8 protein-coding genes are annotated in these 13692 nt (G+C 34.7%); 4 read left to right on the top strand and 4 right to left on the bottom strand.

What is annotated here, in order from left to right; genetic code table 11:
* The first annotated feature begins 48 nt into the window (after nucleotides 1–48).
* Nucleotides 49–552, top strand: coding sequence for a CAP domain-containing protein (locus RT99_RS12055; protein WP_042565011.1), 504 nt, complete (start codon nucleotides 49–51; stop codon nucleotides 550–552).
* A gap of 124 nt (nucleotides 553–676) precedes the next feature.
* Here RT99_RS12055 and RT99_RS12050 read toward each other — a convergent pair whose 3' ends face one another.
* From RT99_RS12050 to RT99_RS12035, 4 genes are all read right to left on the bottom strand, one after another.
* The gene (locus RT99_RS12050; protein ID WP_042565010.1) at nucleotides 677–2602 is read right to left on the bottom strand and encodes an OmpA family protein; all 1926 of its coding nucleotides are present in this window, start codon (nucleotides 2600–2602) and stop codon (nucleotides 677–679) included.
* Between the two features lie 11 nt (nucleotides 2603–2613).
* Entirely contained in the window at nucleotides 2614–3531 is a 918-nt protein-coding gene (locus RT99_RS12045; protein ID WP_042565009.1) for a type IX secretion system membrane protein PorP/SprF, read from the bottom strand.
* A 149-nt stretch (nucleotides 3532–3680) separates the two neighbouring features.
* Nucleotides 3681–9197 carry a gliding motility-associated C-terminal domain-containing protein gene (locus RT99_RS12040; protein WP_042565008.1) on the bottom strand — a complete coding sequence of 1839 codons (5517 nt, stop codon included), beginning with the start codon at nucleotides 9195–9197 and terminating at the stop codon, nucleotides 3681–3683.
* Between the two features lie 227 nt (nucleotides 9198–9424).
* A complete protein-coding gene (locus RT99_RS12035) occupies nucleotides 9425–9682 on the bottom strand; it encodes a hypothetical protein (protein ID WP_042565007.1) in 258 nt (85 codons plus the stop codon).
* A gap of 498 nt (nucleotides 9683–10180) precedes the next feature.
* On the opposite strand from RT99_RS12035, the gene RT99_RS12030 reads away from it, so the two are divergent.
* The 3 genes from RT99_RS12030 to RT99_RS12020 are packed head-to-tail and all read left to right on the top strand — an operon-like array spanning nucleotide 10181 to nucleotide 13668.
* Entirely contained in the window at nucleotides 10181–10666 is a 486-nt protein-coding gene (locus RT99_RS12030; protein WP_042565006.1) for a histidine phosphatase family protein, read from the top strand.
* 5 nt (nucleotides 10667–10671) lie between these two features.
* Nucleotides 10672–12750: a polyphosphate kinase 1 gene (gene ppk1, locus RT99_RS12025; RefSeq protein WP_042565005.1), complete on the top strand. Its 2079-nt coding sequence runs from the start codon at nucleotides 10672–10674 to the stop codon at nucleotides 12748–12750.
* Between the two features lie 27 nt (nucleotides 12751–12777).
* Nucleotides 12778–13668: a Ppx/GppA phosphatase family protein gene (locus tag RT99_RS12020; RefSeq protein ID WP_042565004.1), complete on the top strand. Its 891-nt coding sequence runs from the start codon at nucleotides 12778–12780 to the stop codon at nucleotides 13666–13668.
* Nucleotides 13669–13692: the final 24 nt, after the last annotated feature.

The raw sequence follows: 13692 nt of genomic DNA, 5'->3' as shown, positions 1-13692 counted from the left end.
AAGCATTTGCCCCAACATTTACTTTAGAATTAAACTACCATTTTGATTATGAAAAAGATTATGTGCATCATGACGTTCGTTGTAATTTTTATTACAATGAACTCATGTACTGCAGACACTGCCGAGGCAACTCAAGATAGTAGCGCGACAACAGAAACTCTGATAACTAGCTATAGTTACAATGATTCGGAGTTGGAAACCATGAAATTAATAAACGATTACAGAGTAAGTATTGGTTTAAATCCTTTGGAAAGAATCAATCATATTTCTTATAAATGTGAAGAACATAATAAATATATGATAGCAAATAATGTCATGAATCATAATGATTTTGTGGCACGTTCTGAAAATATCATCGAATTATTAGGCGCAAAAAAAGTAGGTGAAAATGTTGCTTATGGCTACCAAACATCTGCTGCTGTTTTAAAAGGCTGGTTAGAAAGTGCAGGGCACAAAGAAAACATCGAAGGAGATTATACTCATTTTGGCTTGGCGGTAACGACAGACGCTTCGGGTAAAAAATATTACACAAATATATTTGCTAAAATATAAAGATTTATTGGACTGGTTTTTTAGTTAGTCGTTGTAGCTCTTTGTTGAGTTACAACGATTTTTTTTGTAGAAAAAGCTGTCTTGGCCAAAGACAGCTTTTTAATTTTTTACACTTGTTTTTTTGTTATAATGCAGTGATAATAAATTCACTTCGTCTATTGGCCTGATGCTGCTCTTCGGTGCATATTACATTGTCTGAACATTGGTTAACAAGCTGAGTTTCTCCAAATCCTTTTCCGGTCAGCCTGTTTGCATTAATTCCATTTTTAATTAACCAGTCAATTGTTGATTTTGCTCTTCGGTTAGACAAAGCTTCATTGTATTTATGTGTTTGTCGACTATCTGTGTGTGAGCGGATATCCAGTTTCATTGTAGGATGGCTATCTAATACATCGAGTATTTTCTCCAAATCAATAGCTGCTTCTGTGCGAATATCGGATTTGTCCAGATCAAAATAAATCATTTTTATTCCAAAACATTTACCCAGATCATCTCCAATTGTGACTTTGCATTTTGATTTATCTAACGCTATTGGCAAACTTGTTTTTCCGTTTAATTTTTCAATAGTAATAGTAACTTCTTTTGTGGAGTAATCTACTTTTTCGGCTCTTACATTATAAGTTTTTCCACATTCTACAGGAAAAATATAAAAGCCTGCAGCATCAGAAAGAATAGTGTTTTTTACTACTTGATTTTCGTATAAAGTAACTTTTGTACGCGGTAATATTATTCCTGATTCTGCATCTGTAATAATTCCGTTTAATTCCTGAATACATTGAAGTTTTCGGGTTTCCAGGAATTTGTAGATATCATCAGAACCTTGTCCGCCAATTTTGTTAGAACTAAAATAGCCTTTTCGGGAAACCGGATCAATTATATAAGCAAAATCATCTTTTGGAGAATTGACATCTGCACCAATATTTTGTATTTCACTTACCACTCCGTTATCTTCCATTTTACCCACATAAACGTCCAATCCACCAAGTCCCGGCCGTCCATCGGAGGAGAAGTAGATTTCTTTTTCATTGGTTATAAAAGGAAATGTTTCCTTCCCTTCAGTATTAATTGTTGGCCCTAAATTTTGGGGAGAACCATAACCTCCGCCGTTATCATTTATGGCTACCTTGAAAATATCAGACTGTCCTAACGTTCCAGGCATATCAGATGAAAAATATAGTGTTTTTTCATCCGGGCTAAGTGCAGGATGCGCCGTACTATAATTGTCACTAGTAAAAGGTAAGGCGGTTATATTTGTCCACTTGTCGTTTTCAAGAGTAGCTTTGTAAAGCTTTACTAATGTAGTATTGTTTTCGTTCTTTCCTTTTTTTCCATTTATGTAGTTATTTCTTGTAAAATAAACTGTTTTTCCATCTTTTGTAAAAACAGGAGTGGCATCATGAAATTTAGAATTTAATGAAGATTTAAATTTTTTTACTTTAGCAGAATCAACATCAGACACATACAGATTAGTAAAATATTCACCAGTCCAGGTATGTTTTCGTTTAGAAAAATTTCCGGTATCTCTTGCTGAGGTAAAGTATAATTTTTTATTGTAAACAAAAGTGCCGTAATCTGAATATTTGGAATTGATACCTGCATCTTCAATTTTATAACGTCCCGAATTTTCTTTTATCAGATCCATATAATTTGGATTTTCTTTGTAGAGTTTACCGCGAGTATCGTTTTCAAATTTAGAAGTAAATTCATCCATCATTTTATCAGCTTTACCAATTTGCCCTGTAGATCTTAAAGATTGGGCATATCTGTAATAATATTCAGATTCGATATTTGTATTCATGGCAAATAATTCGCCATACCATTTTGCTGCACCTTCAAATTCTGAATTAAAATAATAGGAATCTCCCAGTTTTCTAAACATATCTTCAGATTTGTATCCTTTAAGTGCTACTTTCTCATAAGTTTTTATCACATCGATATAAGCATAGGTGTCGTAATCTTTATTGGCTGCCTTTATTTTTGCCTGCTGGGCATTGCTCTCTAATGCAACAAAACTAAAAATGGTTATGTAAAAGAGTATAAAATTTTTCATAATAAATATTTTTAGAAGAAACGGGGGCTGGTTATCTTGTTGTTCTTTTTGATAAACTCATATCTAATAAATATCTCATGCGATCCTGAATTATAGTTGTTCAGGTTCGTAGTTTCACGATCGTAACCATATCCTATATAAAGACCGTCTGTGATCTGAAATCCAGCCATAGCACTTACAGAAGCGCTCCATCTATAGGCAACTCCAAGGACAAATTTATCTATAAACATAAAATTGGCAGATATATCAACTTGCAGGGGTGCACCTTCTACCATTTTGGCCAAAACTGCCGGTTTAAATTTAATGTACTGATACTTATCAAGATCAAATACATAACCTCCCATTAAATAATAATTGATTTTATCTTTGTAAATGGCTATATCATTATCATCATAACGATTGGTTTCGATGAAGTTAGGAATAGATAAGCCGATATAAGCCTTATCAGAATGCCAATAAACTCCGGCTCCAACATTGGGAGAAAATTTATTATCAAGATCCTGAAATTGTGGATCTCCCTGATCTTCCGGGTTTAACTTGCTTATATCCAGATTGAATAAATTAGCTGTTCCCTTGATACCAAAAGAAAGTTTAAAATCAGCAGATGTCTGGACCGTGTAAGAGAGATCTACAGAGAAATTATTCTCGTTTGTAGGTCCTATTTTATCATTAACTACAGAAAGACCAATTCCTAAATTAGAATTGTTTATCGGTGTGTTGGCAGAAAAACTACTGGTTTCCGGTGCCCCGTCTAATCCAACCCATTGCGTACGATACAACCCGAAAATGCTTAATGCTCCGCGAGAACCCGCATACGCAGGGTTAATATTTATGGTATTATACATGTATTGTGTAAACTGCGCATCTTGCTGTGCAAAACTTACAAAGGATACAAACATTATGACTAAGGATGGTAATTTTGCTCTCATAGTAGATGTTTATTAAATTACTATTGATTTTTTTGGAAGTAAAACCTAAGATTAAACTGCAGATTACATACTCAAAAATACGGATTTTTTTTATTAAATATATTTAAAACCCGTATAAAAGTTTGTTATACAGTTAATTATGATTTTTTTTACTTCGATAAATATAAAAACCCATCTTTTTTATTTGATTGAATTATATTATTCCCATCTAGAGATTTATAATTAATGATATAAAAATAAGTTCCGGTTGGCAGCCCTTCTGATTGTTTAAAAGTTGTTCTGCCTCTGGAAGTTCCGTCGAATGCATTCGTGGTGTTATTGTAATTAACAGTTTCGAATACTAATATTCCCCATCGATTATAAATTTCAACTGTATTTTCAGGATAACATGTCAGGTCATCAATACTGTCAATTTTAAAAGTATCATTTATTCCATCTCCGTTAGGAGAAAACGCGTTGTGTATTATGACATTTCCACAAGCTAAAACCTGACAATCATTATTAATCTCCATATTTAGAAGAATGCTTCGTGGACAAATTTCATCGGTAATTTGATATTCTAACAAATAATTGCCCAATGCTAAACCAAACGGATTGAAGATGTTGCCTTGCAATGCATTACTGTTATTTTTATCAATCCAAGTTCCGGTTGCACTTGTGTTTATCGGTAAGAGTGCTAATAAATTAATAAGACTGGAATCGTCGGCGCAAGCCTCACTTGATATAGTAGTTACTTCATTTGGAGAACTTGGCTGTGTAACAATAACGGTTGCTGTTGCAGAACAAGCTTGGTTTTCATTAACCGGAAAAGAAGCTGTTAAGGTATATGTTCCGGCTGGTAAATTAGAATTTCCAACTATTTCATTTTCTTCGTTTGTAATAACAACAGTTGAGCCTGCCGTATTTGTAACCAGAATTGAACCATTGTCTCCGCCAAAACAAGTAACAGCAGAAGCAATTCCTGAAACTGAAATTTTATTTTCTACAGTAAAAGTTTGTATTAAATCGGTTTTATTACCTGCACAATCCATCAAAGTATAGGTTCTGGTTAGGATATAAGCATTTCCTTCGCAACCAGAAGCTCCATTATTAGTATCATTAATCGTAATAGTTACATTTTGACTGCAGTTATCAGCGGCATCTGTTATGTCTTGTGAATTTGCTAACGGAATATCTGTAATACTTTGTAAACCTGCAACATCTGTAGGAGCAGTTCCTGTTGGCGGAGTCGTATCTCTTACTGTAATAATTTGAGTAAATGAAGTCGTGTTTCCGGCACAATCACTTGTTGTCCATTGACGTGTCAAAGTATAATTAGAAGCACATTCATTTTGAATATCACTTTTAATTTCAGAAAATACAACTGGTAAACCTAAATTGCAATTATCTGCAACATTCATTTCAGCTGGTTCAGGAACGGCATCGCAAGAAACCGTAATATCAGTTGGAAGATCTCCGCTAAATATTGGTTTTGTAGTATCTTGAATTGTAATTATTTGTGTGAAAGTATCCGAGATATTTCCGCAATCATCCGTAACTGTCCATGTATTGGTATACGTTCCCGCATTCGAACAAGAACCCGAAGCTACAAACTGTCCGCTGATTTTTACGACATTCAAAATATCGGCATCGCATAAATCCGAAGCTGTTGGGAATAACGCTTGTGCGGAAGCCAAAGCTGATAAATCACTGCATTCCAAAGTTGCATCTAAAGAACCTGTTTGCGTAGTCCAGCTTGGTTTTGTAGTGTCCTGAATAGTAATTACCTGAGTAAAAGTATCCGAAACATTTCCGCAATCGTCCGTAACTGCCCAAGTATTGGCATAGGTTCCCGCATTCGAACAAGAACCTGAAGCTACAAACTGTCCGCTGATTTTTACGACATTCAAAACATCTGCATCACACAAATCTGAAGCCGTTGGGAATAACGCTTGCGCGGATGCCAAAGCAGATAAATCACTGCATTCCAAAGTTGCATCTAAAGAAGCGGTTTGTGTAGTCCATGTTGGTTTTGTAGTATCCTGAATCGTAATTACCTGAGTAAAAGTATCAGAAACATTTCCGCAATCATCCGTAACCGTCCATGTATTGGTATACGTTCCTGCATTCGAACAAGAACCTGAAGCTACAAACTGTCCGCTGATTTTTACAACATTCAAAACATCTGCATCACACAAATCAGAAGCTGTTGGAAATAACGCTTGCGCGGAAGCCAAACCAGATAAATCGCTGCATTCTAAAGTTGCATCTAAAGAAGCTGTTTGCGTAGTCCATGTTGGTTTTGTAGTATCCTGAATTGTAATTACCTGAGTAAAAGTATCAGAAACATTTCCGCAATCGTCGGTAACTGTCCATGTATTGGTATACGTTCCTGCATTCGAACAAGAACCTGAAGCTACAAACTGTCCGCTGGTTTTTACGATATTCAAAACATCGGCATCGCATAAATCAGAAGCTGTTGGAAATAACGCTTGCGCGGAAGCCAAAGCAGTTAAGTCGCTGCATTCTAAAGTTGCATCTAAAGAAGCTGTTTGCGTAGTCCATGTTGGTTTTGTAGTATCCTGAATTGTAATTACCTGAGTAAAAGTATCAGAAACATTTCCACAATCATCCGTAACGGTCCATGTATTGGTATACGTTCCTGCATTCGAACAAGAACCTGAAGCTACAAACTGTCCGCTGGTTTTTACGATATTCAAAACATCGGCATCGCATAAATCAGAAGCTGTTGGAAATAACGCTTGCGCGGAAGCCAAAGCAGTTAAGTCGCTGCATTCTAAAGTTGCATCTAAAGAAGCTGTTTGCGTAGTCCATGTTGGTTTTGTAGTATCCTGAATTGTAATTACCTGAGTAAAAGTATCAGAAACATTTCCGCAATCGTCGGTAACTGTCCATGTATTGGTATACGTTCCTGCATTCGAACAAGAACCTGAAGCTACAAACTGTCCGCTGATTTTTACAACATTCAAAACATCTGCATCACACAAATCAGAAGCTGTTGGGAATAACGCTTGCGCGGAAGCCAAAGCAGTTAAGTCGCTGCATTCTAAAGTTGCATCTAAAGAAGCGGTTTGTGTAGTCCATGTTGGTTTTGTAGTATCTTCAATAGTAATTACTTGTGTAAAAGTGGTAGAAGTATTCAAACATACATCGTTGGCAACCCATGTATTAGTATAAGTACCTGAATTAACACAAGAACTGGCAACAAAAATTCCGCTGGTTTTAGTGTAAGTTACAGTTCCTCCGCAGTTATCGGTCGCAACCGGAGCTTGATTTTGAGCGTTTGAAATTCCTGTAGCATCACTGCATTGTAAAGTTACGTTTAATGCATTTGAAGCTGTTGTCCAGATTGGAGCGGTATTGTCAATAATTGTTATCACTTGTGTAAAAGAGGTAGAAGTATTCAAACATACATCATTGGCAACCCATGTATTAGTGTAAGTTCCGGAATTAACACAAGAACCTGCAACAAAAATTCCGCTGGTTTTAGTGTAAGTTACAGTTCCTCCGCAGTTATCGGTCGCAACCGGAGCTTGATTTTGAGCGTTTGAAATTCCTGTAGCATCACTGCATTGTAAAGTTACGTTTAATGCATTTGAAGCTGTTGTCCAGGTTGGCGCAGTATTATCAATAATTGTTATCACTTGTGTAAAAGTGGTAGAAGTATTTAAACATACATCATTGGCAACCCATGTATTGGTATAAGTACCTGAATTAGCACAAGAACCGGCAACAAAAACTCCGCTGGTTTTAATGTAAGTTACAGTTCCTCCGCAATTATCGGTCGCAACCGGAGCTTGATTTTGAGCGTTTGAAATCCCTATAACATCACTACATTGCAAAGTGACATTTAATGCATTTGAAGCTGTTGTCCAGATTGGCGCAGTATTATCAATAATTGTTATTACTTGGGTAAAAGTGGTAGAAGTATTCAGACATACATCATTGGCAACCCATGTATTGGTGTAAGTACCTGAATTAACACAAGAACCTGCAACAAAAATTCCGCTGGTTTTAGTGTAAGTTACAGTTCCTCCACAATTATCGGTCGCAACCGGAGCTTGATTTTGAGCGTTTGAAATTCCTGCAGCATCACTGCATTGCAAAGTGACATTTAATGCATTTGAAGCTGTTGTCCAGATTGGCGCAGAAGTATCCTGAATTGTAATTATCTGAGTGAAAGTAGTTGAGCTATTCAAACAAGCATCTTGGGCAACCCATGTATTGGTATAAGTTCCGGAATTAGCACAAGAGCCTGCAATAAAGTTCCCGCTAGTTTTACTATAAGTTACTGTAGAACAATTATCAGTTGCTATTGGCGCTTGGTTTTGCGCTGTAGCCAATCCAGCTATGTCACTGCACTCAAGTGTTATATCAAGAGAAGTGGCAAGAGTTGTCCAGATTGGTGCTGTAGTATCTACAACATTTATAGTTTGACTTACCGGAAGCGATATATTATTGCAGGCATCTTTTGCTGTCCAGGTTCTGGTAATAGAGTATGTGCCGGTACAAGATCCGGGTGTGTTTACATCTTCGTAGGTTAATGAGGTTACCGTACCACTGTTATCACTGGCCGTAGCCTGGGTAAATACAGGTAAATCCGGACAATTAATTGTAGAAGTAGCTGGTAGCGGATCAATAATTGGCTTAATTAAATCTCCGCTTGTTATAGTCACAGAAAGCTGTTTTGTACAACTGTTACTATCTGTAGCCGTAACAGTATAAGTGCCGGGTGGTACATCTTGCAAATCTTTAGTTGTTGCACCTGTATTCCATAAGTAAGTGTAGGCAGGAGTTCCTCCAGTTGCTGTCAATGTTATAGTCGATGTGCCTCCGCTACAGCCTACATTAGTATGAGATTCACTTAACATCAATTCTGTTGGCTCAATTATCTGGAGTGTATATGAATTTGATATATTTTGTGAGTCCGTAACAGTTAATTTTGCCGTGTTATTCGAAGTCGTATAAGTGTACGTTGGATTTGGTAAAGTTGAATCTGGTAAACCGCCATTGTTTTGGAAATCCCAGGCGTAGGTATAAGGTGTTTTACCTCCATTGGTTGTAGAGGTAAAAGTAACTGTTGTGTTTGCACCAACTTTACAAGCCTTGTAAGTAAATTGAACAGCTAAAGGTTTAGAAATAATAAACGAATTTGTAAAATCACATTGTGAGTTTGTAAAACTACCACATTGATAATTTGGACCAGGATCATTATTGCTGTTTGTTTTCCAGGCTATTATGGTATTAGTAAGACCTAATTCTTCACCGCAAGTCCAGTTAAATGGCCCGTACAATAACTTTTTGTTACTTCCCGGAACAATAGTTCCAAGCAATACATTCAAAAAAGTTGTAACTCCGTTTATAGTCAAATCAGAATTTAACCGTGCAAAGTGTATACTCGAATTTGAATTCGAAGAATAATTAAGGTAAATATACACCTGTTGCACTTGCCCAATAGTACAGGTAGTATTTGTTATTGGATCTCCATTTACATTAGAAAGACTTAAATATACATCTGTCAAAGTGTAATTGTTGGAGGTGCAGTCAAAACCGCATGTTCTCAAATCTACTTGCGAAAACGAAAAGTGGATATTAAATAGTAAAAGCAACGTTATGAAAACGCTCTTAACATTAATATTTTTAAAAAAAGAAGTAATGTTTTTCATAATCTCTATTTTTTAAACATTATTATTTTATGAGATTTTTATCTTTTTAATCAATATGTTTTTGATTAAAATTATCCGGCGATAAAATAATTTGATATCAAATATTTTTCGTTAGTTAAAAGGCGTATACAGTAATTTTGATATCAAATTATATATTGTTTTAATCAAATTATTTAGGATTTGATTAATTACAAGGGTTTTTAAGTGTTTGTTTTTTAAACTAAAATCTATGCCCTTAAAGGTTTAAGTGTCAGTCGAAAACCGGTATTGTCTGAAATCAGGAAATAAGCATTTCTATAAGATGGAATGCTTCTGATGTTTCCCTTATTTTCAATCAAAATAGCATCAAAGGAAGCTGTTGGCGAAAATGAAATATGCAAGAGAGGAAAAATGTTTTTTTGATAAATCACTTTTTTGAAAGAAAAAATAGACTTACAATTTTTTACAAATTTGACCGCGGTTCTAAGAGTAGTTTTTGTTCTCATAACTTAAGATTTTGTTTTGCATTATTTATAAAAAATTAACATAATCAAAGGTATATAGTCAGTTTATTTTTGATTTTTTTTATCCGTAACTAACCTAAAAACTCGTTGAAACGTTCTTTTTTTGTTAAATATGGATCAAAAAACGATTTTTTTTTGTCATTTGTAACAATTAAAAAAGTACGAATTTTTACTTTTTTGCCCAAATCTGTAAAAAAATAAAACAACATAACTGCTTATAAATCAATTATTTAGTTAATTTATTACGTATATCGTCATAATCGACTAAGTGATGGTTTTAAAGGATGAAGTACATAAAATGAAAAAAAACATATTCAGCTATTTTGTAAAATTTTGAATATTATGCATTTCATATTCTTGTTAAAATTTTCTTTAAATGTTAACAGAATTAAAAAAAAGAGAACTATTACAATTTCTTTTGTAAATTAGAACTTAATAAAAAAGTAACTTCAATTTTGATGTTTATAAATCCTTGCACATATGAAAAATTTAATATTGATACGACATGCAAAATCAAGCTGGGAAGCTCCTTTAAAGGATTTTGACAGACCTTTAATGAAAAGAGGAATTTTAGATGCTCATGAAGTATCAACTCATATTTCAAAATATCTCCCTAAAACCTATATAATCTGGAGCAGTACTGCAGCACGCGCGTCTGAAACGGCTCTTATCTTTGCTCAAAATATATCTTATCCTATAGAAAGTATCGTTTATAAAGATGATCTTTATACTTTTGACGATAAACAACTCGAAAAAGTTATCAAATCATGTGATAATAGTTTCGAAAGCGTTATTCTTTTCGGACATAACGAGGCTATTACAAATTTTGTTAATAAATTTGGGGATGTTTTTATTGAAAATGTACCTACTTCCGGATTTGTATCACTTAAATTTGATGCCGAAGCCTGGGATGCAATTCATAAAGGCAAAACCCAAAAAACAATTTTCCCCAAAGATTTAAAATAAATAAAGTGTACGAGCAGAAATATATCGATAGAGAAAAAAGTTGGTTAGCGTTTAATGCAAGAGTGCTTCAGGAAGCAGCAGACAACACAGTTCCACTTTTAGACAGGTTGCGTTTTGTTGGAATTTTTTCAAACAATTTAGATGAATTTTTTAGAGTTCGCTATGCCGCAATCCGGAGATTGAGTCTTTCTGGAATTTCAGGTGAAAAATATTTAGGAGGTGTTTCTGCCCACCAATTAATTAAGGATATTACAGAAATAGTAATTCAGCAGCAATCTGAAAGTTTACGTATTTTAGGAAATATCGAATCTGAACTCGAAGCCGAAAATATCTTTATTATCAACGAAAATCAGGTTACAGAAAAACAGGAATGTTTTTTAAAGGACTTTTATATGCAGAAATTGAGTCCCGAATTGGTGACCATTATTTTGAATGACCTTGCAGAATTTCCTATTTTAAAAGATACTTTAGGATATCTGGCGGTGCGTTTGGAACTCAACAACGATGAAGTTCGCTATGCTGTTATTGAAATTCCCAAAACAATCAACAGATTTGTTGTTCTTCCATCAGAAGATGATAAACAATATGTTATCTTAATTGATGATGTAATTCGGCTTAAACTGAAAAACATCTTCAATATTTTCGATTATAAAACCGTTTCGGCACACATGATCAAAATTACTCGTGATGCGCAGTTGGATATCGACAGCGATTTGAGTAAAAGTATGCTTGAAAAAATTGCTACTTCTGTAAAAGACAGACGAATTGGAGAACCTGTTCGTTTTATTTATGACAGTTTAATTGAAGAAGATACGTTGCGTTTTTTCTTAGATAAAATGAAAATTGTCGAAACAGACAGTATAATTCCGGGAGGAAGATATCACAATCGCCGTGATTATATGGATTTTCCAAATTTAGGACGCTACGATTTACTTTATAAAGCAAATGAGCCTTTACCCGTTCCGGGATTAAGCCTTGATGGAAGTATTTTAGAGAAAATCAATAAAAAAGATTATTTACTAAACGCTCCATATCAGTCTTTTTCATACATAACTAAATTTTTGCGTGAAGCAGCTTTAGACCCAAAAGTGACGAGTATAAAAATCACCTTGTATCGTTTGGCAAAAAATTCGCAAATTATTAGTTCGTTGATAAATGCCGCAAAAAACGGAAAAAAAGTAACGGTTCAAATCGAACTTCAGGCGCGTTTTGACGAAGCATCGAATATTTCGTATGCCGAACAAATGCAAACCGAAGGAATCAATTTAATTTTCGGAATAAAAGGTCTGAAAGTACACAGTAAAATATGTGTTATCGAAAGAGTAGAAGAAGGCAAAAGCCGTCGTTACGGATTTATTTCAACAGGAAACTTTAACGAATCAACAGCCAAAATTTATACCGACGTAACGCTATTAACATGTCATCAGGGAATTTTGAAAGACATTTCTAAAATCTTCGAATTTTTCGATATCAATTACAGAGTTCACAGATACAAGCATTTAATAGTTTCTCCGCATTACACAAGAACCAAATTTGTAAAACTGATAGATCGTGAAATTTTGCACGCATTAGCAGGTAGAAAAACGCATATAAAACTGAAGATGAATAGTTTGTCGGATTTTAAAATGATCGATAAATTATATGAAGCAAGTAATGCAGGCGTAAAAATCCAGCTGCAGGTAAGAGGAATTTGCTCTCTGATTCCGGGAATTCCGGGAATGAGCGAAAACATCGAGGCCATAAGTATTGTCGACAATTATCTTGAACATTCAAGAGTTTATATTTTTGGAAACGCCGGTTTAACTGAAGTTTACATTTCATCTGCCGATTTCATGACTCGAAATCTCGATGGAAGAGTTGAGGTAACCTGCCCAATTTATGATTTGGAAATTAAAAAAGAACTAATTGATAATTTTAATATTGGATGGAAAGGGAATGTGAAAGTGAGATATCATTCCTATAAATTAGATAATAAATATAAGCCCAGAAATCATCATGCCCCATTTAGAGCTCAATTGGAAACCTATAAATATTATCAGAATAAAATCTCGGTACTAGAAGAGGTTACTCAAAAAGTAAATTAATAAAACAAATTCAAATCATAAGTGAGCATGATTAATATAAAGAAATATGCAGCAATAGATATCGGTTCAAATGCCATGAGGCTTCTGATATCCAATGTTGTAGAACAAGATGGCAAAGAACCGCAATTTAATAAAAGTTCACTTGTTCGTGTGCCAATTCGTTTGGGACAAGATGCCTTTACAGTTGGAGAAATTTCAGAAGAAAATATAGATCGAATGGTTGATGCTATGAAAGCATTCAATCTTTTGATGAAAGTACATAAAGTCGAACGCTATATGGCGTTTGCAACTTCGGCAATGCGTGAAGCTTACAACGCCAAAGAAGTTGTGGCATTAATCAAGAAAAAAGCCGACATTAAAATCGAAATTATTGATGGTAAAAAAGAAGCCGCAATAATTGCTTCTACAGATTTGCATCATTTACTTAAAACAGATGAAACTTATTTATTTGTAGATGTAGGTGGTGGAAGTACGGAATTTACGCTTTTCTCTGACGGAAAAATGATTACTTCAAGATCGTTTAAAGCAGGAACGGTTCGTTTACTAAACAATATGGTACATGATGTGGTTTGGGATGAAATCGAAAAATGGATTAAAACCAATACTGCAGATTATGAAGAAGTAACCCTGATAGGTTCTGGCGGAAACATTAACAAATTGTTTAAAATGTCTGGAAAACAGCAGGAAAAACCGCTTTCATACATTTATATCAATTCACAATACGCGTTTTTAAATTCATTGACATACGAGCAAAGAATCGCCGAATTAGGTTTAAACTCTGACCGTGCCGACGTAATTATCCATGCCACTCGTATTTATCTTAATGCAATGAAATGGAGCGGAGCACGCCAAATTTTTGTTCCCAAAATCGGACTTTCTGACGGAATCGTAAAAGCAATGTATTACGGTAAAATATAATTTTTTAGCCACAAATTTCACTAA

Origin of the sequence: Flavobacterium sp. MEB061, assembly GCF_000834715.1 — a bacterium.
Lineage (GTDB): Bacteria > Bacteroidota > Bacteroidia > Flavobacteriales > Flavobacteriaceae > Flavobacterium > Flavobacterium pectinovorum.
The sequence above is the reverse complement of the archived record's forward strand: the minus strand, read 5'-3'. Positions and strand labels throughout refer to the sequence as shown.

Bases quoted from the DNA above. Each gene is read 5' to 3' on its own strand.
- RT99_RS12045 (WP_042565009.1), bottom strand. From the start codon at position 3,531: ATGAGAGCAAAATTACCATCCTTAGTCATAATGTTTGTATCCTTTGTA.
- RT99_RS12050 (WP_042565010.1), bottom strand. From the start codon at position 2,602: ATGAAAAATTTTATACTCTTTTACATAACCATTTTTAGTTTTGTTGCA.
- RT99_RS12055 (WP_042565011.1), top strand. From the start codon at position 49: ATGAAAAAGATTATGTGCATCATGACGTTCGTTGTAATTTTTATTACA.
- RT99_RS12040 (WP_042565008.1), bottom strand. From the start codon at position 9,197: ATGAAAAACATTACTTCTTTTTTTAAAAATATTAATGTTAAGAGCGTT.
- RT99_RS12020 (WP_042565004.1), top strand. From the start codon at position 12,778: ATGATTAATATAAAGAAATATGCAGCAATAGATATCGGTTCAAATGCC.
- RT99_RS12035 (WP_042565007.1), bottom strand. From the start codon at position 9,682: ATGAGAACAAAAACTACTCTTAGAACCGCGGTCAAATTTGTAAAAAAT.
- RT99_RS12030 (WP_042565006.1), top strand. From the start codon at position 10,181: ATGAAAAATTTAATATTGATACGACATGCAAAATCAAGCTGGGAAGCT.